The organism is Ensifer sp. ZNC0028 (genome assembly GCF_000799055.1).
In the GTDB taxonomy this organism is placed as follows: Bacteria; Pseudomonadota; Alphaproteobacteria; order Rhizobiales; family Rhizobiaceae; genus Ensifer.
In genome coordinates this window covers 100,285-124,741 of sequence record NZ_JTLA01000101.1, presented here as the reverse complement: position 1 = coordinate 124,741, position 24,457 = coordinate 100,285, and the positions used below count along the sequence as shown (strand labels likewise).

The window sequence follows — 24,457 nt, the reverse complement described above, 5'->3', positions numbered from 1 at the left end:
CGTTAGAACAGCAACTCGCCCATGGAGAGCCGGCGAAGCGCCAGGCAGACATTGGCGACCAGCGCCTCCTTTTTGGGGCCACGATCCGGGTAGCGGGTCATGTTGTCGCCATTGTGCATGAAGACATAGCCTCCACGCCCCGTCGTCGTCGGATACTGCCAAAGCCAGTCCGCAGGCTTCGGGTCGCCCTCCGGTCCGACATCTGTCAGCCAGATCGCTCCGGGGGGCGGATCGCTCCAACCTCTCGCATATTGCCCGAATATGCCTTCCCAGCCATCGAAGTCGTCGCCGAGATCGGCGAAGATGCCGAACCGGTCGTTGCGCACCCGTACCTTGATGTTGGTGAACGGACGCGGCGAGACCGCATGGAAGGGGGCCATGAACGGCAGCCATGGCTGGCACGGCTCGGCGCAGATGACGAGGTTTCCGCCACGGGAGAGGAACGCAAGGAGATCGTCAGCCCGGCTCTTCAGGAAGAATTCGTCGTGGCTGCTCGGAACATAGAGCGTGTCCGTCTTTTTCAGGAGTTCGGGGCCGAGTTCGTAAAGCGGCGAAAACGAGGTCTCAAAACCGGCACGTTCGAGACTTTCCTCGATCCAGGCGGGATGCCACTCCGAGGGCACATGCGAGCACTGCAGGTAGGTGAAGCGATTGTTCGACGGGCGCTCAATGCCGAGTTCACGGTTGAGCCAGGGATAGAAGGACTGAAGGAACCGCGTGGTCGCCGGCATGAAGCGCTGACCGTTGTGCGAATGGGGATCGAGCGTCGAAAGCAGCAGCCGCCCGCCGCTCGGCAGCGACGGAAAATCGAGAAACAGGCTGCCGCGGCCACCATCGATCTCAAGTATCGAGCGCGCGCCTTCCGGCACGTTATAGGATCCGCCCCAATGCCAGCTCATATGCGAAAGCGGAATACTGTCGGTGATCGGATGAAGCGGCTGTGTGAAGCTCACCTCCAGCCTTTCCCCTTTGGTCCACCACAGCCAGTCGCGGCAGTTTCCCGGCGTCCATTCAAGGCCAGGAATCTCGAGCCAGTCGGCATGCCCCTGCAGACTGACGACGAGAAAGCCGCCACCCTTCAGATAGGCATTCAGCTGCCGTCGGTGCGGGATCGGCGCGGCCGCATCCATCGCATCCGGCATGATGACCGCGGCGTAGGTCGAAAGGTCGAACCGAGGCAGGTCGTGGATATAGATGAGGTCGTCGACATAGTGGTTGAAGTCCTGGAAGCTTCGCAGCTGCCAACTGTTGCCCCAGTGGATATAGGCGATCCGCTTTGCGGCGTTGGGCATCACGTCAGCCATCAAAACGAGCTCCATCATGTCGAAAGACAGGGGCATAGGTATGCTTCGGCAGCCCATCGAAATCGGCGCGCGCAATCGGCAGGTCGTAGAGCGCCGTCAGGTTCTCGGCGCTCAGCGCCTCGGCCATCGGCCCTGAGACATACTTGCTGCCGCTTGTCATCAAAAGCACATCGCTGGCGATCTCGACTGCGTGCTGCGGCATATGGGTCGAAAACACGATCGTCATACCGTGCTCGTCCTTGAGGTGTTCGAGCAGGCTGAGGACCTTGTCCTGGTTCTTGTAGTCAAGCGCCGCACAGGGCTCGTCGAGCACCAGAAGATCACATTCCGACGAAAGCGCCTGGGCGATCATCACCAGCTGGCGCTGGCCGCCGCTCAAGGAATTGAACGATTGCCCCTCGAAATGTTCGATGCCAAGCAGGTGGAAATAATGCCGGACGATCTCGTAGTCTTTCTTGCCCGGCGCACCGAAGAGGCCAAGATGGCGCGCCCGTCCCATGAGTGCGATGTCGAAGGCCGAATAGGAAAACGGCGCCTCGAACAGTTGCGGCACGTAACCCACCTGCCCGCTGACGGAAAGCCGGCCGGATTTCGGCTTGATGATACCGATCAGCGTGTTGATGAGCGTCGTCTTGCCAACACCGTTGGCCCCAAGCACAGCAAGCACATGCCCACGCTCGAGGCGAAGGCTGTAATTGGCCAGAATGGTCCTGCCACCGCGCTCGACGGTCAGATCTCGTGCCTCAATCACTGCTCCAGCCTCCCTTTGCATGCAGGCGGCGAAGGATGACGGCAAAGACGGGAACGCCGATCAGGGCGGTGATGATGCCGAGCGGGATTTCCGCCGTCGTGACCGTTCGGGCCAGATCGTCGACCAAAAGCAGGTAGATCGCGCCAATCACGCCCGCCACCGGCAGGAGGCGCCGATGATCGGCGCCGACGAGCGCGCGCGCGATGTGCGGAACGACGAGACCGACCCAGCCGATGATGCCGGAGGTTGCCACCACACCAGCCGAAATCAATGCGGAGGCAATGAGGATGATCCACTGCACCAAGACCACTTTTGTACCGAGCGCGCGGGCTTTCTCCTCGCCGAGCGACAGGATGTTGATCTGGAAGCGCAGCAGGTAGATCGCGATGGCGGACGGAACCACGGCGACCGCGAGCAGCAAAACATCCAGATAATTGGTCGAAGCGATGCTTCCCATGAGCCAGTAGGTGATGGCGGGCAGCTTCTGAAAGGGATCGGCCAGCAGCTTGGCAATGGAAATCGCTGCCGAAAAGAAAGCGGAAATGACAACGCCCGCCAGGACCAGCGTCAGCATGCTGGTGCGTCCGCGCACGGTCGACAACAGCTTGACGAGGAAGACGCTGCCGATGCCGAACAGGAACGCCAAGGTCAGCAGCGCGTAGCCCTGCCATCCGAGAAGGATCGCGAGCGTCCCGCCAAAACCGGCGCCGGAGGTGACGCCGATGATCCCCGGATCCACCAGCGGATTGCGGAAAAGGCCCTGCAGAGCGGCCCCCGACATGGACAGGCCGAAACCGATGATGACCGCCGCCATGATGCGCGGCAGCCGAACCTGCTCGACCACCACCTCCTGGACCGGATCCCAGTAAGGAACGATCAAGGGGTGAACGTTGTCGATCAGAATGTAACCCACGTCCCGCACGGAGAGGTCGTAGCGCCCGATCGTCACAGAATAGAGGACGACGGCCACCAGGAGCCCCAGAAGGACAGCCAGGACGGAGACGGAAGCGCTTTTCCGCCCCAATCCGGCAGGCACGCTCGTCGATGCCTTACTGGAAGAGCTCGGCATATTTGCTCGCAGGCGCATTGCTTTCAGTTTCGAGGATCGCAGCGACCTGGCCGTCTTTCAGTTCGGCGCCGTAAATGAGCTTGTAGCTGTCGAGGATCTGCTTCTTGAAGGTGGGAGCAAAATCGGCCCCATGGGCGATCGCCGCCAACCATTCCGATGTCAGGAAGATTTCCGGCGCATCGGGGGTGCGGGCAAAGACCGGCTGCTTATAGACGCGCTTTTCCTTCACAGCCTTGAGACTGGCTAGCACCGGGTTATCGAAGAAATCCTTCGGGTTGAGGTCGGTCGCATAGGCGGGAATGATGATGATATCAGGGTTCCAGACGAGCAACTGTTCGAAATCGACGGTGCGCCACCATTCGCCGGTATTGTCTGCCGCCGGATTGGTGACACCGCTGAGGGAAAGATCCTGCGAGCCGTTGGCGATGACCTGGATCTGATCGGCGACCTTGTCGATGTGGAGGACAGACGGAAGCGCCGACTTGTCGAGCTTGGCTACCTTTTCATCAAGGGCCTTCAAAGTCTCGGACTGGGCTTTCAGGATCGCCTGCGCGCGGTCGTTACGGCCGGTCATGTAACCGCTGAGCGTGACATAGTCGAGCCGGTCCTGCTCGGAGCAGCATTGCCAGCCAACGACAGTGAGCCCCACCCGTTCCAGCGGCTCGATGAGCTTTTCGTCATGGGTCCACTGGATCACCGCATCGGGTTTCTCAGCAAGGATCGCCTCTACATTCGGCACGAAGCCGTCCTGGGCGGCACTGGCATTGATCTTGGCCATTTCCGGGAGCATCTCGGCATAGATGCCGCTGGTAAAGTATCTGACCAGCGAATCCTTGTTCATGCCGACGATACGATCGGCCTTTTCGTCCACGGCACGATAGATGATCGGCGCCGAACGGACGATCGTCACGACGCGTTCCGGCGGTTTTGCGAATGTGATCGTCTTGCCGCGATGATCGAGGAAGGCCGTTTCGGCCGACGCCGCTCCCGGCAGAAGCGCCGATAGGAGCAGTGTGAGTGCAGTGAATGTCTTGAGGCGGCTTGACATGAAACGCTCCATCGAAAGGCCGGCAGGTCCGGGCCACGTTCGTTTTCATGAGTGTGCTAGTCAAGTTATAGGCACATGTCCAGCGCTCTGTAGATTTTTAGGGGTGGCGTCGCCTCGGAAGCGCTCCTCCTGAAATCATTCAGAGCACTCCCAGCATGCCGGCGAGAGCTTCGTCGATTGACCCAAGATGGCGCGCGACCGGCAGCGCTTTCACGTCTTTTTAACCATGACTCGTAAAACTGCGCCCATCCGGAGGCATGATGCCGACGTTCGTCTGAGGTAAAAGTGCATGCGTAAGCCGCAAGATCAGAAGCTGTCCTCCGGTGCGACCATTTCGGAGCCCGGCTACGTCGTCTCCCGCCGCGCCCTGCTTTCGAACCTCGGTATCATGACCCTGCTGGGTGCGTCCGGGTGCTCGCAGGCCCTCGACCTCCCATCGCTCGAGCCGTCCGGCCGTATGTCGCCCATGGGTGTTGACACGATGTCGACAGGGGCAATTCCCCCGATCAGCGTCGACAGCAACATCACCGACAACAGCACGATGTATGCGTCGCTGGCCGACAACGGCTTCGTCATCCCGGCCATTCCGTTCCAGAAGGTCAAACCGGAATTCCGTCGTCAGATCGTTCGCGATCCCACCGGTGAGGCGCCGGGCACAATCGTGGTACGGCTCAATGAGCGGCATCTCTATTGGGTGCAGGACGGTGGCGAAGCGGTCCGCTACGGTGTCGGCATCGGCAAGGCCGGCTTCGAGTGGAGCGGCCGTGCGGAGATCCAGTACACGAAGGTGTGGCCGACCTGGACGCCGCCCAGGGAGATGATCGCGCGCAAGCCTGAACTGGTGAAATGGACGAGCGGCCAGCCGGGTGGCCTCGATAACCCGCTCGGAGCCCGGGCACATTACATCTTCAAGGACGGTCAGGACACCGGCTATCGCGTGCACGGCTCACCGGAATGGTGGACCATCGGCACGCAGGCGTCTTCCGGTTGCGTGCGCATGATGAACCAGGACGTCGTCGATTTGTACAACCGGGTCAAGGCGTCACCGATCAAAGTCCCGATTGTGGTGGCATAGGGCGCTACGCCGCATGAAACGGGGGCTGAGCGCGACGACGGCCCTAGCAAAATCAAACGCTCGACCTGACGCGCCGGGCCACGCCTCCTCGACGGGCTGATTGCGTGCGAAATGGAACAGAGAAGGCTCGGCGGGAAAGATAGGGCTCCTTCATCGCATCTGCACAGTTGAGCCACGGCGCCCATCATTTAAGATACAAGGTCGGCGGGCCGGACTGATCGAGGTCACGGCGCGACCGACAGCTGGATCATGCCGCGACATGCCGTCACCAATTACGATTAGAGCCGCCCGACAGGATGACATGCCCGTGCTTGGCGCGTTTGGCACGCAACTGACGGCACTCCATCATCAATGGGACCCCACGCGCTTCATCGCGGCGGGAGCCGGCACGAAGGCTTCTTATGGCCGATGGTTGCACAGTCAGCTTGAAGAGCCGGATGTCGTGGTCCTCACAGCCGAGCAGGAAAATGCAATCGTCGGATATGCCTATGCCTCTCGCGAGGGATACGACTACATGGCACTCCGAGGACCGGCCGGCGTCATTCACGACCTTTTCGTGGATCCCGAACGTCGCAGCCAGGGCATCGGCCGCATGTTGCTCGACGCGGCCGTTGCAGAGTTGCGAAAGCGAGGGGCTGGCCTGGTCGTGCTTTCCACGGCGCACAGGAACGAGGCAGCGCAAAGGCTGTTCGCAACCGCAGGCTTTCGTCTGACGATGGTCGAGATGGCGCTGGACGATAAGGCTTGATCAGGCAGCAATCTGCTCGCGGTTTGGGCGAGCCGACCTCCTCAACTCGACCTCGGAACGACCGAACGTAAAAGAAATGGCGAAAGCCCGTTCGCTTGCGGCTGACCGGAAAAAGAGGCGCGCGTCCTGGGCACCAGTACATCGACGATGAGGAGCGTCGGTCGCTTCGGAACCGATCGCACTGTGCTTCCGTTTCTCCTGCGCATCGACGACGGTCGTCGCTGGCTCCAACGCCTTCAGGGCAAATTCTTGCTGCCAGGCGTGGTCGGCGGCACCCCCTTCCAGGTAGGAGCCCCTATGCGCATCGCCTTCCTTGTCAACGCGATCGAGACCGAAAAGCCTTCCTATACCACAACGTCGTTGGCGCTTGCCGCGCTCGCTCGCGGCCACGACGTGCTCTATGTAACGCCGGGTGATTTCATCCTTGGCCCCGACGACGCATTGATGATCCGCGCAGCAAATCTTGGCGACGCGCGCCCCAAGAAGTCTGAAACACTGCTGCGTGCTCTGATCGCGCCCGAACAGCCAAGAACCCTTGTCAATGTCGAGGAGGTGGATGTCCTGTTCTTACGGAACGATCCCTCGCTGGATGCCGATAGTCGCCCCTGGGCAGCGCATGCCGGCGCGAATTTCGGTCGGCTTGCCGCTGAGCGAGGCACGATCGTCGTCAACGACCCCTGCGGTCTGGCCCTGGCGCAAGACAAACTCTACTTCCAGGATTTCCCGGCCATCGTTCGTCCGACCACTTTGATTTCCAAGGACATCGAGGAGATCAGAACGTTTATCGACGACCATTCGGACGGTGTGATCATCAAACCGCTGCAGGGATCCGGCGGAAAGAACGTTTTTCGGGTTGGAAGCAGCACCGAGTCCAATCTCAATCAAATCATCGATGCCGTCGGTGAGGTCGGCTATCTCATTGCGCAGTGTTACCTTCCAAAAGCGTCGGAAGGCGATACACGATTGTTTCTCATGAACGGACGCCCCTTGCAGCGTGGCGACGTATACGCTGCATTCAGGCGCGTCCCCGCGAAGGGCGACGTGCGTTCCAACATCCACGCGCGCGGGACCCCAAAACGGGCACAGGTCACAAAGGAAATGCTGGCAATCGCCGAGACCCTGCGCCCCAAGCTTGTCGAAGATGGCATGTTTCTGGTCGGCCTCGATATCGTCGGCGACAAGCTGCTCGAGATAAACGTGTTCACGCCCGGCGGTCTCCAGACCATTCGTGAACTCTACGACGTCGACTTCTGCGAAGACATCCTTGCCTCGCTGGAAAACAAAGTTGCGACGAGGAAGACCTACGGCGGATCGTTGAGCAACCGTATCCTGTCGACCCACTAGGACTTTGCCGAAGAATTCTGGGCGCACGATCCACCCCAAAGCACAATTGACGGCCTGTTTTGCCGGCGACTAGCTGCGACTCCCCCGGAGGTAGTCGCGACCGGGTGGCTGCCTTGACCAAAATCGTACCCGGGGCTTCGGAACCGATGGCGCCGTGCTCGGTTTCTCCTTCATACGCGAAAGGAGATGAAAGCGATGGCCAAAGACGACGATCTGAAAGCGGGCTTCACAGGCACACCCGAAGAACCCCTTGCCGGTATGCGCAAAGCTGCACAGACAGCCAGCGAAGCAGTAAAGAGGGAAACGACCGCCGTCGCGACCGCCGCGGCACAACATCCTCACACCGCGACCACCCTCAGCTTGCTGATCGGCGCCCTCGCCTTTACCATCGGCTACGTCGTGGGACGATCATCGGTCGACACCGGGCGGGGATACTGGCGATAAACCGGCCAGCCGGCGAGGCTGATGTTTCGCCGGCGCCTCTCAAATCACGATAACTTCCTCCTTACCATGAATTTAGGTGACGCTAATATCCATTGACTACAGCGTGCACTGTGCAAAGCTGAAAGCTCTTGATTGTGCCACGACGCTGCAGGGATCCTTCATGTTTTTGGTCCGCACCGATCTCGATGTCGCCGTCACGCGATGGCGCGAGATCATTTTGACGTCCTTGCCGTGGGACCGACTTGGCGGCTACGTCGCGTTGCGCAAACATGATTTGACCATCGAACTCCACGACCTCGATGAGGATAGCGATCTGCTCGTCTTTGCAACCGATGGCGAAGCTCTGGCCAGCCGGTTCCGTTCAGCCTATCCCTTTGTGGTGACATACGGCCGGAACCCCGGCTATCCGCTTGAATATCTGGTCTGGCTTTCATTCCACATGCAAGCGAACTTCGATCGGTTAGGCGCCCTGGAGATGAGCGCGACTTACGAGGACGAAGAGGGCGACATCGAGAGCATGTCCGCCGTGGCCATGGGCTTCTCACGTCAGGCCGACCTTGAAGACTTTATTGCGCGGTTCGATGGCAAGGACCTGAGCCAAGACCTGTTGTTCGGCTACGACGCATACCTGTCGGAGGTAGGAGCGAAGGTCGACTGAGGCCGCGCCTCTTTTCCCGCCCCACTTAGTCCTATTGCGAACCAAGCTGGTTTTCAGGCCCTTCCGATCGGCCAGGGCCAAGGGAGATTGGTTGGCCTGCCTGTCTCGCGCCAGCGTTACGAAACTTTCATTTTATCATCATGCAGATTGTCACGGACTGTCACACGCAACTGTTAGCAAGCGCCCCGGCTTCATCGTGCCACCGATCCTGGTGTCCGCCATCCTGCAAGGAGCGTTTTGCAAATGAGAGTCTCCGTCACTACCTCCGTATTCCTCGGCCTGATGGCGAGCGTTGCGTTCGGCGCGTCGGCCGCGGCCGCCGAAAAGACGAAATTCGAATTCTGGTACGGCCTTTCGGGCGACCTCGGCGAACGCGTCCAGGATGCCTGCAAGAAGTTCAACGACAGCCAGTCGGAGTTCGAGATCGTCTGCACGTCGCAAAACGGTTACGACACGACCCTGCAGAACACGATTGCCGCCTACCGCGCCAAGAAGCAGCCGGCGATCACCCAGATCTATGATGCCGGCACGCTCGACATGATGCTGTCCGGCGCCTTCGTGCCCGCCAAGAAGCTGATGGCCGACAACGGCTATACGATCGACTGGAACAACTATTTCGGCGGCATCGCCAATTACTACGCCACCGCAAAGGGCGAACTGAACTCCTTCCCGTTCAACTCCTCCACCGCGATGTTCTACTACAACGTCGACGCCTTCCAGAAGGCCGGCATCGACTTCAAGCCGGACACCTGGGAGCAGGTCGAGGAAGCAGCCCGCAAGCTGAAGACGGCCGGCTTCGAATGCCCGCTGGCGTTCAACTTCGACACCTGGCCGCTGATGGAGCAGTTCTCGGCGATCCACAACCAGCCGATCGCCACCCAGGCGAATGGTTACAATGGCCTCAACGCCGAGCTTGTCGTCAACAAGACCAAGTTCGTCGACCATGTGAAGTTCTTCAAGAAAATGGCCGACGAGAAGCTCTTCGTCGTCAAGACCAAGCAGCTCGGCATGGACATCGTCCCGGCCTTCACCTCCCAGACCTGCCAGATGATCCAGACCTCGGTCGCCGACCACGGCACCATCGGCAAGACCCTGCCTGACGGTGTGAAGTGGGAAGTCGCCATGTTGCCGGTCTGGAAGGGCACCGAGCGGCAGAACTCGCTCGTCGGCGGCGCCTCGCTTTGGGTGCTCGCCGGTCGTCCGGAAGCCGAATACAAGGGCGCGGCCGCCTTCCTCAACTACCTTGCGACGCCGGAAATGGCCGAGTGGTGGTCGACAGTAACCGGCTACATCCCGGTGACCAAGACCGGTTTCGACGCCATGAAGGCCAATGGCTTCTATGACAAGGCTCCCTACAAGGGCCGCGAACTCGCCATCCAAAGCCTGTCCTTCACCCCGACCTCGGAAAACACCCGCGGCATTCGCCTCGGCGGCTTCACGCAGATCCGCAAGGAATTCGCAACCGCCCTCGAAGCGATCTTCATGCAGAACGCAGACATACAGGCCGAACTCGACAAGACGGTCGAACGCGGCAACGCCGTTCTGCGCCGCTTCGAGAAGACCTACGCCGGACAGACGCTGAACTAAGATCCGATCCGCCTGGAGCCTGCCGCGATACCGGCGGGCTCCGATCGCTCTTCTTGCGCATTGGAATTTCGACATATGGACAAGCGCGCGGCCTTTCGCAGCTGGTGGCTGCCCAGCCTCTTCGCCCTGCCGCAGATCATTTTGATCCTGCTCTTTTTCTACTGGCCAGCGGTCGCCGTGTTGCGATGGGCCTTCACGCTGGAGCCGCCGTTCGGCGGGGCGGCAGAGTTCGTCGGCTTGGCAAACTTCCAGGAAGTATTTGCCGACCCGCTCTACTGGAACTCCGTCGGCGTCAGCCTGGCATTTGCCCTTTGCGGCACGCTTGCCACCATTTTCATCGGCCTTGTCCTTGCCCTTGCGGTCGACCGGCAACTGCCGGGTTCCGCGCCGTTCCGGTTCCTCTACATTCTGCCCTATGCGATTGCCGGGCCTGCAGCCGGAATGGCCTTCCGCTTCATTCTGTCGCCGGAGCGCGGGCTGATGGCATCGGTCAACGCCGTCTTTCCAGACTTCTGGAACCCGGCCAAATACGGCAGCCACGCCCTCATCCTCGTCATCGTCGTCTTTGCCTGGAAATGGGCGGGCTACACCTTCATCTTCCTGCTTGCCGGCCTGCAGTCGGTTCCGCGTTCGCTGATCGAGGCGGCCGCGATGGACGGCTGCGGTCCGATCCGCCGCGCGATCGATATCCAGATCCCGTTGTTGGCGCCAACGCTCTTCTTCCTGCTGGTCATCATGATGACCGAGGGTTTCGTCGGCGCCGACACCTACGGCATCGTCGCCCGCACGACCGATGGCGGCCCGAACCACGGCACCGACGTGATGGTCTACCGCATCGTCGAGGAGGCGTTCCGCGGCCTGAACTACTCCGGTGCGTCCGCCCAGAGCCTCGTGCTCATCGGCCTCATCATGATTTTCACCTTCATCCAGTTCCGCTTCATCGAGCGCCAGGTCCATTACAAGTGAGGCTCCCATGATCCAGCGGACACCCTTTGCCAACGCCCTGACCTATGGCGTGATGATCTTCGGCTTCCTGCTCTTGATCGGCCCCTTCATCGTCATCGTGTCGGGCGCCAGCCAGACTTTCCAGCAGGTCAACGCCATACCCTTCAGCTTTGTGCCGCAGGATCGCCTGTTGGAGAACATGGGTGCGGCCTGGTCGCGCGCCAGTCTCGGAACGGCGATGCTGAACAGCTTCGTGATGGCGAGCCTCGTCACGGTCGGCAAAGTGGCGCTGTCGGCGCTGACGGCCTTTGCCATCGTGTTCTTCCGAACACCCTTGAAAGGCTTCTTCTTTTGGATGGTGTTCATCACCCTGATGCTGCCGCTCGAAGTACGCGTGGTGCCGACCTATGCCGTCGCCGCCGACCTGTTCCAACCGATCCGCTTGCTGATTTCCGCCGTCACCGGCTTCGAGGTCTCCGTCGATTGGAACCTTCTCAATTCCTATGCCGGCCTCACTTTGCCGCTGATCGCCACGGCGACCGGAACCTTCCTCTATCGCCAGTTCTACCTGACCCTGCCGGACGAACTGGCGGAGGCTGCGCGCATGGACGGGTCGGGCGCGATCCGCTTTTTCATCGATATGCTGCTTCCGCTCTCGCGCACCAACATGCTGGCGCTGACGACCATTATGTTTGTCTACGGCTGGAACCAGTATCTCTGGCCGCTCCTGATGGTGACGGACCCGCAATACAAGACCACGATGATGTCGCTGGTAGCGCTCCTGCCCGCCGACAACGGCACGCCGGACTGGAATGTGACGCTCGCCGGTTCGCTGATCATCATGCTGCCACCGCTCGTCGTCGTCGCCGTCTTACAGCGGTGGTTCGTGCGCGGCCTCGTGGCCACGGAAAAATGACCCCGCTTTCCCCAATCAGAACAGACAGAGAGGTCCGCGCTCATGGCTGACATCGCAATTCGCGCCGTGCGTAAATCCTACGGCAAGAACCCCACCCTGCACGGCATCGACCTCGCTTTCGCATCCGGAGAATTCGTCGTGATCCTCGGCCCGTCCGGCTGCGGGAAATCGACGCTTCTGCGGATGATCGCGGGGCTTGAGGAGATCACCGCGGGTGAGATCGCGATCAACGGAAAAGTTGTGAACAAGCTCGAACCGCGCGAACGCGGCTGCGCCATGGTGTTCCAGAACTACGCCCTCTACCCGCACATGACCGTTGCGGGAAACATCGGCTACGCGCTGAAGGTGGCGGGCGTCGCAAAGGCGGAGCGGCTCCGCCGGATCGAGGAAACGGCCAAGATCGTCGGGCTTTCCGACTATCTCGATCGCAAGCCGGCCGCCCTTTCCGGCGGTCAGCGGCAGCGCGTCGCCATGGCGCGGGCGATCATTCGCGAGCCGAACGTGTTCCTGTTCGACGAACCGCTGTCGAACCTGGATGCCAAGCTCCGCGTCACTATGCGGGCAGAAATCCGCAAGCTGCATCAGCGTCTCGCAGCAACGTCTGTCTTCGTCACGCACGACCAGGTGGAAGCAATGACGCTGGCCGACAAGCTGGTGGTGATGAACAAGGGCGTGGTCGAGCAGGTGGGCCAGCCGCTCGACATCTATCACCGGCCGGCAAGCGTCTTCGTCGCATCCTTCATCGGCTCACCGGCGATGAACCTGTTCGAAGCCACCGTCGATGTTGAAAATGCTTGCCTCACATTCGGCGGCGCGAAGATGCCGATCAACAAGGGCCTTGCCACGCGACTGGGCGCAAGACAGATCACCGTCGGCATTCGCCCGGAACAATGCGTCGTTGCGCCGGACGGCGTCTCGATCAAGGTGGATTTCATCGAGGAGCTCGGCTCCGGCCGCGTCATTCACTCGGACCTGAACGGCTATCCTTTCGCCGCCGCTGTCGACGAGCATCTGCGCGTGCGACCGGGCGATCGCGTTACCCTGAAGCTTCCGCTCGCACACCTCCACCTCTTCGACAAGGAAACCGGTCGCCGGATCGAGATCGATCTGGAGCCGCGCGCCGTGAGCAATTCCGCCAGCCAACCGACACTCCAAGCAGTCTGAACACTTCGATAGATCAGGAGAACCGTAATGAACGACATCATTTCCGCCGTGGGATTCTGCAACCGGACAGGCAAGGGCGATCTTTCGAGCCTTGACGCCTCGCTCCGTGAAGTTGCCGAGACGGGCGCCGACGCCTGCGAGATCGGGATCTATGGCGAAGAGATCGTCAGCGGCGGTCGCATCATCGAAGACCGTGTCCAGCGCGTCGCCGAGATCACCAAGAAGTACACGTTCGACAAGCTGTCGCTGCACGGCCAGATCGTCTCCAATTTCATGGATCGCCAGCACCACCATCTGCAGAAGAAGGTCGTGAGGGCGATGCTTGAACTCTGCGACCGGCTTGGCGCGGGGATCCTCGTCCATCACTCCGGCGCAGCACAGCTTGCCGCCGGCGAGAACGCCGCGGACCTCGACAAGATGGAACGCGACGCTCTTGCGGAGATGGCGGACGTCGCAAAAGGTTACGGCGTTCGCATCGCACTTGAGAACATCTTCACCACGGAAAGCGGCCAATACCGGCAGACGCCGAGCCAGGTTGCCGAAACGGTGCGGGCGATCGGTTCGAACAACGTCGTCGCGCTCATCGACTTCTCGCATGCCTATATCGAGGCCACGCATCGCGGGCTCGATTTCCGCGACGAACTCAGGGCCATGGCCCCGGTGACCGGTCACCTGCATGTGCACGACAGCTTCGGCCTGCCCTATACCATGAACCGCTTTTATCATCCGGCAGAAGCGACTGCGCTCGGCATCGGTGACCTGCATCTGCCCATCGGCTGGGGCGACATTGCCTGGGATGAGATCTTCTCCGAGCTGACCTTCCTTCCGGATACGACGCTGATCATGGAAATTGGCGCCGAGCGCTTTGCCGATCAGCAGCCGGCGTCCCTGGAGCACGCCAGGCGCCTGGCGGCGCGCGTGGGGCTTCGGCGCGCTGCTTAACGTGCCACCGACCACCCCGGGGCTGAATAGCCCTTCCGGCTTGTCGCAAGCAAAGACACCGACAGGATCAAACGGTACCGAGGCACACGATCGACAAGACGTGCGCCTCAACTTGCCCCCAACACCGTGCTTCTGGTCTGCGCCTCTCGGCCGCCCGGCATCGCCTGCGACTGGGCCATATCGATGAGGTCGTCTCCTGGCGCTGACGTGAACGGGGATCGAAGATTCCTCCTTCGGCTTTTTGGGCGACCGCCCAGCGCAAGCGCTTTCATGCGAGGAAAAGAACCGGCGACCAGTGTCTCGATCGCCGGTTCAACCGTCTCACCGGGCGCACGGTGAACGACAGGGGGACTAGCTGGTCTTCCTGTCGAGATCCACGCCTTCGAGCTTCGCCATCAGCGTAGCGCGATCCTCAACTGACCTGAGGCGTACCGTCAAGGCGGTGCTCTTGACCGGAACCTGCGGGGGAAGGGACAAGGCGATCCCTGGGATGTTCTCGGCGGCCCACTGTTTGAACCGGGGCAGCTTGTTTGCGCCGCTGATCGGCAAAGTATGACTGTATCTGAAGCTCATCGCTTATTCTCTCTGTATGCGGAATTGGCCGGATAGGTCGGCCTTTGAAGGATCAATGCTCGGGAGTGTCCTGGCGCCGCTCTTGCCGTCGCAGGTAGTGGCGCCAGGCGATTAGCGTGCGCGACTGACCCTATGGCTGCAGACGGCCTTGACTGGTCGCCGCCACTTTTCGAGATGCGAGTACGTCGACACGGGCCTAACGCCTCAACATGAGGATCTCGTCGAGCGAGAGTTTCTTCCCGGTGGCGCCGGTCGGTGCTTCCAAACATTCAGAGGCGGCATTCAGGGTGCGCACGAACTCCGAGAGTTCGCTGTCATCAAGGGTGTCTGCCGCCGCTGCGAGCGAAAACCACCGCCGCTGCCTTTGTGCTTTTTCCCGCCAATCAACCAGTGTCCCGCGCACGTTCAGTCCGAACACCGCCACGCGGCAGACGACGTTTGCGCCGTTATCCAGTTGTTTCATGTAGCGATAGGTCGTCACCGGCGCCTTAGAGAGGACACCGATGACACCGCCCTCCTCCAATGCTTCCCGCGATGCGGTCTGACGGGGCGCAAGGCCCTTCATTGGCCATCCCTTGGGCACGATCCACCGCCCGCTCCTGCGCGACGTGACGAGCAATATCCTTGCTTCGCCATTCTTGGCGATGCGCCAGGGAAGAGCTCCGACCTGCTGCATCTCTTCCGGTGCGGCCTCCGCAGCGGCGCAAATGTTCCTGGTGTTCGTCATTTTCCGCTCCCTTTGCCAAACGCGCAGGGAGCCGGCGGATACGCGCTCCATTCGCGCGCGGCGCACGCGTTGCGGCGGGCGGCGGCGCAGTGCGTCTTGCACCACGGGCAACGGCGAGCAGAAAGGGGAAGATGCCGGTTGCAAACGATGCAAACGGGGCGAGTTGGAGACGCGGACACGGGTACACTCCGTCAATCATGAACCGCACTGTTGGTCAGTGGATTCCCGGAGCGGCGGGGGCTGTGGCGGCGTTACAGGATCAGGGCAGCCGGCTCCGGGTAAGGGAGCGTGCTTGATCGATGAGCCGCGATATCCTGATGAAAGTTTCCGTATGCATACCCCTCACATCGCCCTTTCTTTCCAGCACATCAATGGGCAATTTTGTCGCGCCGTGAACCTGATGGGCTGGACGCTCGGCGACGGCGACACGATCCTCCTGATGATGAGCGGAAGGGATCTCGTCGCGGAGCGGTTCGATGCCGTCGGGGTCCAGGTTTCCAACTAGAGTGTCATCCCGCCCCAGCCGGAATTGGGCCGAGATAACGCCTCAGTCGTGGCGCCGGCGCGCTACAGACCAGAGAGCTCCTTGAGGCTTTTCTCGACGATATCGAACATCTCATCGACCTGCGCCTTGGTGATGATCATGGGCGGGCAGAAGGCGATCGCGTCGCCGATGTTGCGGGAGATCAATCCGTTCTTCTGCAACAGAGCTGCGGCCCGAGCGCCCATCGTCCCCGTCGGCGCGCCGTCGGCGGCCTCCAGCTCCAAGGCCCCGATCAGCCCGACACCGCGCGCTTCGACTGCAAGGGGGTGCCGCTCCAGCGCGTTGAGGCGCTCGAGAAAATGTGGTGCCAACCGGCGTACGTTTCCGACGAGATCGCGCTCCTCGATGATCGCCAGGTTCTCCAGCGAAACCGCGGCGGCGACGGGATGGCCGCTTGCGGTGTAACCATGGCCGAGCGTGCCGATCCGGTCTGCCTCGGATGCAATAGGCGCGTAGACGCGCGCGTTGATCATCAGCGCCGAGATCGGCTGATAGGACGAGGAGAGCTGCTTGGAGACCGTCATGATATCGGGACGCAGCCCATAGGTTTCCGAGCCGAACATGTTGCCGGTGCGGCCGAACCCGCAGATCACTTCGTCTGCGATGAGCAGAATATCGTAGCGGTCGAGCACTTCCTGGATGGCCGCCCAGTAGCCTTCCGGCGGTACGATGACGCCTCCCGCCCCCATCACCGGCTCGCCGATGAAGGCGGCAATCGTTTCCGGCCCCTCCTCCAGGATCATGGCCTCCAGTTCCTCGGCGCAGCAACGCGAGAAGGCAAGCTCGTCCTGTCCCGGTTCCGCACCCGTGCGATAGTGCGGGCAGGTCGTGTGCAGGATGTTGGGAAACGGCAGATCAAAGGAACGATGATTGTTGGGCAGGCCGGTCAGGCTCGCACTCAGCGCCGTCACGCCGTGATAGCCCTTGATCCGGGAAATGATCTTCTTCTTCTCGGGTTTGCCGAGCGCGTTGGAACGATACCAGACGAGCTTGATCGCCGTGTCGTTCGCCTCCGAACCGGAATTGGCGAAATAGACCTTGGACATCGGCACTGGCGCAAGAGACACCAGCTTCTCCGCGAGATCGGCGACCGGGCCGTGCGATTTCTGCGAGAAGGTGTGGTAGTAGGGTAACTGGCTCAGCTGTTTGCGTGCGGCCTCGACGAGCCGGTTCTCGCCGAAGCCGACGGCGACACTCCACAGCCCCGCCATGCCCTCGATATAGCGCTTGCCGCTATTGTCGAAAACGTGGATGCCCTCCCCGCGTTCGATCACCATCGGCCCTTCACGCTCCAGACGTCGGGGATTGGTATAGGAATGGAGGTGGTACGCCATGTCCCGCGCTTCGGTGGAATTTGGCTGTGCGGTCATCGGCGTCCCCCTGCTGCAATTTCAAAGCGTGATATCATAGGTAATCCAATCGGTACGCGACGCGACCCGGTCATAGAGCGTTCGTGCACGATAATTGTTGTCGCGCGTGATCCAACGGATCGAGTTCCAGCCGCGTTCGCGCCCGATGTCGGCGACCGCACGGATCAGCGTGGCGGCAGCGCCGCTCCCGCGCGCCTCAGGTGCAACGAAGAGATCGTCGAGAAAGCCGCCGCGCGCCGCGAATAACGGCCGGATGTATTCGCGAAAGTGCGTCAAGCCGATCGCGCGGCCAGCGCCGTCGAGCGCAAGACGGCATTCGAGCCGACCGTCCCTGATCCAGCCCCACACCCGATCGCGCATTTCGTCGGTCTGTTCGACGCCGTAATAGCTGGCAAACCCCGCATGCAGTTCATTCCACGCGGACCTGTCGTCCTCAGCTTCGGCGACGATCGTGATATCACCCATTGTTCCCCCCCGCGACCCCGGGGTGGGCGAATCGCCCACCCTCCAGGCATTTTCGACCCTATTGCCAGGCGGCCGCCGAACGCTTGCGATACATCTCCCGGAACTGGGCCGTGGAGACCGGCAGCAGATCGCCGCTGTCCCAGTCGAGGATGACCGCATAGCGACGCACGGCGTCCAAGGCATCGATCTCACCGGCCTTGAACCGCCTGGAGACATCCTCCGGATCAGCCGCCAGCCAATCGTTGCGTTCCGCCCGTATCCGCCGGCGCAAGGCAACGGTCGCATCCTTGTCGATCTCATAGGCGCAGATTTCCGGATCGATCGGTTGAATGACGACGCCATAGTCCTTGGCAGCGCGTTCGACCGAGACATAGTCGTCGATGACATCCTCCAGCACCCGCTTCGGATCGCGCTCCAGCGGATCACCGAAACCACCACCGCCGGCGGTCGGACGAGAGAAGACGTCGCCTGCTTCGATCGCGACGTCCGAGAAGGTTGCGCCGAGCCACTCTTTTTGCCCGGTCGCCGCGCGCGTCAGCGTCAGCCCGTGCGGTATCGACGGCAGGCCACCCTCGATACCCCAGACGATCGCCCGCTCGCGGTCGCAGATATAGGAAATGACCGTGCTCTCCGCCTCAAGCATGCGCGAGGTCTTCATGACACCGGCACCCCCGCGCCACTTGCCTGGTCCGGCAGAATCCTTGAGCACCTCGAACTCGGTCGTCAGGATCGGATTTGCGCGCTCCTGCCCCTCGACCGGCTGCGCCATCAATCCAGTGCCGAAACAGGCGGTGGTGACATTGCAACCGTCTTTCCCGTTGCGCCCGCCCCAGCCCCCCGGCAGCCAGTCATAAAACATGAAGATCGGCTTTTCTTTCGCCCGGGCGTCGCGCCCACCGGTCAGGAGATATTCGAGGTTGAAGGCGCAGGCGATCGCCCGCTCCGGAATGATCTTCGACCAGATCTCATAGATCGCATTCATGATCTTCTCGAAGGGCATCAGGAAACCGGTGACCGCCACCGGCCATTTCGCATCGACGATCGAGCCTTCCGGGGCGATGATCTCGAAGACGCGGTAAAAGCCGCTGTTGAGCGGAAGGTCCGGGAAGAAGGTTTTCATACCGGCGGCAACTGCCGAGAAGGTGGCGCCGAATGCCGAGTTGTAGATCGACCCGATCGTCGGGTGGCTGCCGGTGAAATCGTAGATTACCCGGTCACCCTTGATCGTCAGCTTGACCTTGATCGGGATCATGCCCTCGCTGCCGGCCGGATCGCGATCGATGAAGTCCTGCGTTTCCCAGGTCCCATCCGGCAGCGCTGCGATGCGCTGGCGCATGGCGCGTTCCACATAGTCCTGCACGGCACCGAGGCCCTGCTTCACGGTGCCTTCGCCGTATTTGCCGACGAGCCGAAGGATTTCGCGCTCGCAGACCTGGGTGGCCTGCGCCTGGGCGTGGATGTCGCCAATGATCGAGGCTGGATCACGCGTGTTCGAAGCGATCAGGTTGGCGACGTCCTTGCAGAACCGGCCGCGGTCGAAGAGCCGGATCGGCGTGATGCGCATGCCCTCCTTGAACATCTCCTTCGCAGCCACGTCGAACGAGCCCGGCACGCTGCCGCCGAGGTCCGACCAGTGGCCGTTGGACTGACTGAAGGCGATGATCCGGCCGTCGACGAAAATCGGGCGGATCAGACGCACATCGTTGAAATGCGTGCCGCCGGCATAGGGATCGTTGATGGCATAGACGTCGCCCGGATGCATGTCGCCGTCGAAGGCGCGGATGACGTCCTTGCAGGTGAAATGCAGGGTGCCGACATGCACCGCGATGTCCTGGTTTCCTTGAGCGGCCGAATTGCCGTCTGCATCGTGCAGCGCGCTGGAAAAATCGCGGTTGTAGATGACGAAGGAATAGCAGGTCCTCAAGATCTGCTCTGCCATCTGGTCGACGCTGGTGATGAAGGAATTCTTCAGCACCTCGAAGGTTACGGGATCAAGGCTCTGCTGTTCAGACATTCTTCTCACCTTCGATGCGGATGATGATGTTGAGGAACTGGTCGACTTCGGCGCGTGTGTCCGGTGGAATGACGACCGTGGAATCGAGCTGTTCGACGATGGCGGGCCCGGAAAGAACGAGCCCGGCCGGCAAGGTTTCGCGCTCGTAGACCGGCGTATCGAGGCCTCGTTCGCCATCGAACCAGACGATGCGCCGCGTCTTCGGCTCGGGCACGATGCCCGTCGGCTCATGGCGCGCCAGCGTCGCCTTCGGCACGACGCCGATTGCCTTCAGGTTGATGCGGAAGAGGCTCACCGGCGTTTCGTCGCGGCGGAAATTGTATTCGCGCTCGTGTTCGCGGTGGAAGGCTTCGACGAGCGGCGCGATCTCGGTCATGGCCGAAGGAGCTGAAACCGCGAGCGAGCGCCATTGGCCGAGATACATCATGTCGATGCTGCGCTGGAGCACCACGTCCTTTTCGGCGACACCCTCGTGGGCAAGCCGTTCCAGCGCCTCCTTTTCAAGACGGAGGAAGGCTGCCTCGATCGCGGCGGGATCGGCATCGGCTGCTGCCTTCAAGTAGCTTTCCGAGAAGTCGTGCTGCATGTCGACAAGCAGGCAGCCAAGCGCCGAGGTCACGCCGGGATTGGGTGGCACGATCACAGCCGGGATCGAAAGCTCCCGGGCGATCGCCGCCCCGTGCAGCGCGCCGGCACCACCGAATGCGACCAGCGCAAAGTCGCGCGGATCATAGCCACGGCTGATGGAGATCAAACGTACCGCATCGGACATATTGGCATTGGCGACGCGGATGATCGCGTCCGCAGCCTCGTGCAGACCGAGACCGAAGGGTGCTGCGACGCCGTCCTTGACCGCAACTTCTGCCAGTCCCGCATCAAGCGTGATCTTGCCGCCGGCCAGACTGGTGCCAAGGCGACCGAGGACGACATTGGCATCGGTGTTGGTCGGCTGTTTGTTGCCCTTGCCGTAACAAGCCGGGCCCGGATTGGCGCCGGCCGATTGTGGGCCGTTGCGCAACGAGCCCGCCTCATCCGTCCAGGCAAGCGATCCGCCACCGGCACCGATCGTCAGCACCTCGATCGAAGAGAAGCGGATCGGGTATCCGAATTCGATGAACCAGTCTTTGGTCACCCGCGATTGCCCGTCATAGGCAAGCGACACGTCGGTCGAGGTGCCGCCCATGTCGAGGCCGATCGAGTTTTTGAAGCCGCAAAGTTCGGCGATGTATTTGCTGGCGATCGCGCCGGCGGCGATACCGGAACCGGCAAGCCGGGCGGCAAAGTCCTCCACGCTCTTCGGCGTCATCACCCCGCCGCCCGTATGAAGCAGCAGCAGGTCGCGCTGATAACCGTCCGCGGCAAGGCGCTTGCCGAGCCTCGAGGTATAGTCGACGACGACCGGGCTCAGTGCCGCATTGGCCACCGTGGTCGAAAACCGCTCGTGTTCGAAGATCTCCGGCAGCACTTCCGACGAGGTCGAGACCGGCACGCCGGGCATCACCTCCATCAGGATCTCTTTCATCCGCCGCTCGTTCTCGCCATTCATGAAGGCGTTCATGAAGCAGACCGCGACGGCGGCGACGTTGCGGCGCTTAAGGATACGGGCGACGTCGCGGGCTTCTTTCTCGTCGAGCGGCGTCACCACTTCGCCCTGGGCGTCGACGCGCTCCGAAACGACGAGCCGGTCGCGTCTTGGCACGTAGGGCGGCACGACATCCTTGTAGGTATCCCAGAGGTCTTCCTTGTTGGCGCGCCGGATTTCGATGACGTCGCGGAAACCTTTCGTCGAGACCATCGCCGTGCGCGGCAGGCGCCGGGTGATCAGGGCGTTGGTGGCAACGGTGGTGCCGTGCGAAAACAGCGCCACCTTTTCGAGATCGATGCCGGCCCTTTCCACGCCCGACATGATGCCATCGATCGGATCGACCGATGATGAGGTCTTCTCGACGCGGATGAGGCCAGTCGTCTCGTCCATGATGCAGATGTCGGTGAAAGTGCCGCCGACATCGACCGCTACGCGAAGGTTCTGCAAGTTCCGTCTCCTGTCTCGAAAGTAGAAATTGGGCAAGGCTTCGCCATCGGCCAAAGCGACCGCTGGAAAGCGTCACGATAGGGTGGTCGCTGAACGATCAGCCCTATGCGGGCATACGCTCCTTCAGGTATCGCTCGCGCGCTTCGGTCGGGCTGAGGCCGAAATGCGCCTTGTAATGGCGGCTGAGCTGGGCGTGGTCGCCAAAACCCAAGGCATAGGCGATCTCCGAAACCAGCTTGCGGCAAACGGGATCCCGAAGCATTTCATCGCAGCGTAGCAATCGCTGCAGCCGGATCCACTGGCACGTCGACGTGCCTTGCTGCTTCATGATCTGGTGCAGATAGCGTACCGAGATGCCGCAGGCCTCGGCAATTGTCTGCGGACCGAGATCGCTTCTGGCGAGATTGGCCCGTACGAAGCTCTCGACCCGGTGCAAGTGGCCGAGTTGAACCGATGTCGCATCCGACATCAGCATGCGCTCGTCCGATGTCAGCGACATCGCCAGGATGTCGACGAGGTGCTTTCCGGTCATGTCGCGGGCGGATGCATCCATTTCCACGAGCCGCGGCGCGATCAGGCGGATCATGTCGACGAAGAGGGCACCGGTGCCGCGGGTGGAATCGAAGCTCAGCGAGGCGATCCGCTCAGGCAGTCCGACACGGGGCCGTAACGCGACGATCGGCACTTTCAGCACCCAAAGGGTGTTCTTCGCACTATAGCTGAATTCATAAGGCAGATGGCTGCGTTCGACCAGGAAAGCGCCGGGCTTGCAGGTCACTTCCTTGCCGCTCTGCTCGAAGCTGATCTCGGCCTTCTCCGGCACGGTGATCAGGTAGCTCTCCTCGCGCTCATGCAACAGATGCCGTTTCTGCCGGCGGTAAAGCAGGCCGTCAGACTCCAACCGTGACAGTGAGACGGCGCCAAGATCCCAGACGTTGAGTTCGCCGGAAAACTCCTGCGCGTTCTGGAAGCGCAGATCGAGCGGAAAATAAGTGCTCGACACGGCCTCGTCCCAATAGCGCTTGCGCTCGAACGCAGCGGTGCCTGCCGTGGAATAACTCACGTCCATGCGAAGCTCCCATCAAGTCCGACGGCCCCTCGCCCGGCTGTTCCCTTTGTGCCAAGCGCTGCCGATCTCGGTCATTCTGTGATCCCACCGGCCTTCGTTTCGCGACATCTTTCGTGTCTTGCGCTTGAGGCTTTCGCGGAGGATCTCCTGCGAAGTGCTTCAGCATCCGTTGCGCATTTCATAAGGCGCAGGGCGCTGTAGGGTCAGTAAACTACGGCTCTTGCGGCCCGGCTAGTCGCAAAGTGCGTTCGCTCTTGTCGGTGGGCGTAGTGCCATAGCCTGCAATTCCACGGTATCAGCCCACACGAACCACGTCTTCCGCAGCCAGCGCCACGGAAAGAAGATGCGTATCGTGATGCGGCAGAGCGGACAGCAGAAGACCGACCGGCATACCCGCTTCTCCAATGCCACAGGGCAGCGACACGCCGCACCAATCCAGGAAATTGCCGATCAATGTGTTGCGCAGCGTCCGGCCATTCGTCTCCACGAACAGGGCGTCATCCGCTTCGAGCGGCACCGTTGGGGGCGCGACGTGCGCGACAGTCGGATAGGCGATGATCTCGCTTGGGCCGACCAACGTCGAAACCTCGGCGACCAATCGGTCGCGGGCGTCAAGGATTGCGATATAGTCGGAGAGTGCGATCTTCTCCCCAAGCCGAGCCCGAGACACGACGCGCCTGTCCATCGATGCTGCCTCCGCGCCTTCGAGCCTCAAGCGATGCAAGGCGTATGCCTCGGCCGTTACGAGGGGACCATGAGCGGCCGTGATCTCGAAGATGCGTTTGAAAGCGGGAAACGCCTGACGCCTGACCCTTGCGCCCGCCCGTTCAAGCCGCGACAGCGCCTCCTCGAAGGCAAAGACCACACCGTCTTCAGCTCCATCGAAAACGACATCGGTCGGCACGACGATCGAAAGTCCCTCCAGGCTACCCCTGCGCACTTCCGATGCTGGAAGACCACGCATCGCGGCATCAACCCAGACGGCATCCTGGACCGTGCGGCAAAGAGGGCCAAGGGAATCGAGGCTTTTTGCCAGGGGGAAGACCCCGCGCATCGAATAGCGACCGCGCGTCGCCTTGTAACCGACGATGCCGTTCAGCGCCGCCGGAATGCGGATCGACCCTCCGGTGTCGGTGCCGATCGAGACCGGCACGAGACCTGCGGCGACCGCAACACCGGACCCGGAAGACGAACCGCCGGGAATGCGCCCGACGTCCTTTGAGCATGGGTTGCGCGGCGTGCCGTAGTGCGGATTGAGCCCGAGGCCGGAGAAGGCGAACTCGCTCATATTGACCCGACCGACACTGACCATGCCGGCATTGGCGAGCGCAGCCACGACGGCCGCGTCTTCTGTGGCCGCCGGATCATTCTTCAACACGATCGAGCCGGCGGTGGTTGGCAGCCCCTTGATCGCGAAGAGATCCTTCCAGGCGACAGGGATACCGTCGAGAAGGCCGAGCGGACGGCCAGACGAAAGCCGCATGTGCGATGCCTCGGCCTCGCGCATCGCCCGTTCCGGCGTAACGACCGTAAAGATCGCCTGGTCGGCATGATCTCTGACACGTCCAAGCGTCCACTCCGTGAGCGCGCGCGGGTCGAGTGCCCCGGATTGCAACAACACCGAGAGCTGTGCAATCGAGCGCCCGCCAAGATCCTGCATCATAGACT

Annotated in this window: 23 protein-coding genes; 11 read left to right on the top strand and 12 right to left on the bottom strand. The window is 61.5% G+C overall.

Annotation, left to right across the window (positions count from 1 at the left end; all coding sequences use genetic code 11):
* Positions 1-2: 2 nt before the first annotated feature.
* From L981_RS23415 to L981_RS23400, 4 genes are all read right to left on the bottom strand, one after another.
* Entirely contained in the window at positions 3-1,304 is a 1,302-nt protein-coding gene (locus tag L981_RS23415; RefSeq protein ID WP_043621769.1) for a hypothetical protein, read from the bottom strand.
* Entirely contained in the window at positions 1,297-2,055 is a 759-nt protein-coding gene (locus L981_RS23410; protein ID WP_043621766.1) for an ABC transporter ATP-binding protein, read from the bottom strand. Before L981_RS23410 ends, L981_RS23415 begins: the two co-directional genes overlap by 8 nt.
* A complete protein-coding gene (locus tag L981_RS23405; protein ID WP_245281699.1) occupies positions 2,048-3,025 on the bottom strand; it encodes an iron ABC transporter permease in 978 nt (325 codons plus the stop codon). The genes L981_RS23410 and L981_RS23405 overlap by 8 nt, the downstream gene beginning before the upstream one ends.
* 79 nt (positions 3,026-3,104) lie before the next feature.
* Complete coding sequence (locus L981_RS23400) at positions 3,105-4,172, bottom strand: ABC transporter substrate-binding protein (protein WP_043621935.1); 1,068 nt, start codon at positions 4,170-4,172, stop codon at positions 3,105-3,107.
* Positions 4,173-4,461: 289 nt separating this feature from the next.
* On the opposite strand from L981_RS23400, the gene L981_RS23395 reads away from it, so the two are divergent.
* The 10 genes from L981_RS23395 (at position 4,462) to L981_RS23350 (ending at position 13,995) form a co-directional block, all read left to right on the top strand.
* A complete protein-coding gene (locus L981_RS23395; RefSeq protein ID WP_052201974.1) occupies positions 4,462-5,247 on the top strand; it encodes a L,D-transpeptidase in 786 nt (261 codons plus the stop codon).
* A gap of 301 nt (positions 5,248-5,548) precedes the next feature.
* A complete protein-coding gene (locus tag L981_RS23390; RefSeq protein WP_245281704.1) occupies positions 5,549-5,995 on the top strand; it encodes a GNAT family N-acetyltransferase in 447 nt (148 codons plus the stop codon).
* Positions 5,996-6,292: 297 nt separating this feature from the next.
* A complete protein-coding gene (locus L981_RS23385; RefSeq protein WP_043621933.1) occupies positions 6,293-7,339 on the top strand; it encodes a glutathione synthetase in 1,047 nt (348 codons plus the stop codon).
* 195 nt (positions 7,340-7,534) lie between these two features.
* Positions 7,535-7,783 (top strand): hypothetical protein, encoded by a 249-nt coding sequence (locus tag L981_RS23380; protein WP_043621932.1) that lies wholly within the window; start codon positions 7,535-7,537, stop codon positions 7,781-7,783.
* Between the two features lie 160 nt (positions 7,784-7,943).
* Positions 7,944-8,441: a hypothetical protein gene (locus L981_RS23375; protein ID WP_043621759.1), complete on the top strand. Its 498-nt coding sequence runs from the start codon at positions 7,944-7,946 to the stop codon at positions 8,439-8,441.
* Positions 8,442-8,684: 243 nt separating this feature from the next.
* The gene (locus L981_RS23370) at positions 8,685-10,028 is read left to right on the top strand and encodes an extracellular solute-binding protein (RefSeq protein ID WP_043621756.1); all 1,344 of its coding nucleotides are present in this window, start codon (positions 8,685-8,687) and stop codon (positions 10,026-10,028) included.
* 75 nt (positions 10,029-10,103) lie between these two features.
* Entirely contained in the window at positions 10,104-10,994 is an 891-nt protein-coding gene (locus L981_RS23365) for a carbohydrate ABC transporter permease (RefSeq protein ID WP_043621753.1), read from the top strand.
* A gap of 7 nt (positions 10,995-11,001) precedes the next feature.
* On the top strand, positions 11,002-11,889 hold the full coding sequence (locus L981_RS23360; protein WP_043621751.1) for an ABC transporter permease subunit: 888 nt from the start codon (positions 11,002-11,004) through the stop codon (positions 11,887-11,889).
* Positions 11,890-11,931: 42 nt separating this feature from the next.
* A complete protein-coding gene (locus tag L981_RS23355) occupies positions 11,932-13,053 on the top strand; it encodes a sn-glycerol-3-phosphate import ATP-binding protein UgpC (RefSeq protein WP_043621749.1) in 1,122 nt (373 codons plus the stop codon).
* 27 nt (positions 13,054-13,080) lie between these two features.
* A complete protein-coding gene (locus L981_RS23350; RefSeq protein WP_043621747.1) occupies positions 13,081-13,995 on the top strand; it encodes a TIM barrel protein in 915 nt (304 codons plus the stop codon).
* A 351-nt stretch (positions 13,996-14,346) separates the two neighbouring features.
* Here the strand turns inward: L981_RS23350 and L981_RS23345 are convergent, their stop codons facing one another.
* Positions 14,347-14,568, bottom strand: a complete 222-nt coding sequence (locus tag L981_RS23345) for a hypothetical protein (RefSeq protein ID WP_043621744.1) — start codon at positions 14,566-14,568, stop codon at positions 14,347-14,349.
* A gap of 196 nt (positions 14,569-14,764) precedes the next feature.
* A complete protein-coding gene (locus L981_RS23340; RefSeq protein WP_052201973.1) occupies positions 14,765-15,295 on the bottom strand; it encodes an NUDIX hydrolase in 531 nt (176 codons plus the stop codon).
* A gap of 331 nt (positions 15,296-15,626) precedes the next feature.
* Here L981_RS23340 and L981_RS34695 point away from each other — a divergent pair, with 331 nt between their 5' ends.
* A complete protein-coding gene (locus tag L981_RS34695) occupies positions 15,627-15,800 on the top strand; it encodes a hypothetical protein (protein ID WP_156134208.1) in 174 nt (57 codons plus the stop codon).
* 62 nt (positions 15,801-15,862) lie between these two features.
* Here the strand turns inward: L981_RS34695 and L981_RS23335 are convergent, their stop codons facing one another.
* From L981_RS23335 to L981_RS23310, 6 genes are all read right to left on the bottom strand, one after another.
* Positions 15,863-17,209, bottom strand: coding sequence for an aspartate aminotransferase family protein (locus tag L981_RS23335; RefSeq protein WP_043621741.1), 1,347 nt, complete (start codon positions 17,207-17,209; stop codon positions 15,863-15,865).
* 21 nt (positions 17,210-17,230) lie between these two features.
* Positions 17,231-17,674: a GNAT family N-acetyltransferase gene (locus L981_RS23330; protein WP_043621739.1), complete on the bottom strand. Its 444-nt coding sequence runs from the start codon at positions 17,672-17,674 to the stop codon at positions 17,231-17,233.
* 58 nt (positions 17,675-17,732) lie between these two features.
* Entirely contained in the window at positions 17,733-19,688 is a 1,956-nt protein-coding gene (locus L981_RS23325; RefSeq protein WP_043621737.1) for a hydantoinase B/oxoprolinase family protein, read from the bottom strand.
* Positions 19,681-21,720: a hydantoinase/oxoprolinase family protein gene (locus tag L981_RS23320; protein WP_043621734.1), complete on the bottom strand. Its 2,040-nt coding sequence runs from the start codon at positions 21,718-21,720 to the stop codon at positions 19,681-19,683. Before L981_RS23320 ends, L981_RS23325 begins: the two co-directional genes overlap by 8 nt.
* A 103-nt stretch (positions 21,721-21,823) precedes the next feature.
* Positions 21,824-22,789 carry a helix-turn-helix domain-containing protein gene (locus tag L981_RS23315; RefSeq protein WP_043621732.1) on the bottom strand — a complete coding sequence of 322 codons (966 nt, stop codon included), beginning with the start codon at positions 22,787-22,789 and terminating at the stop codon, positions 21,824-21,826.
* 295 nt (positions 22,790-23,084) lie between these two features.
* Positions 23,085-24,452 carry an amidase gene (locus L981_RS23310; protein ID WP_043621729.1) on the bottom strand — a complete coding sequence of 456 codons (1,368 nt, stop codon included), beginning with the start codon at positions 24,450-24,452 and terminating at the stop codon, positions 23,085-23,087.
* Between the last annotated feature and the right edge of the window lie 5 nt (positions 24,453-24,457).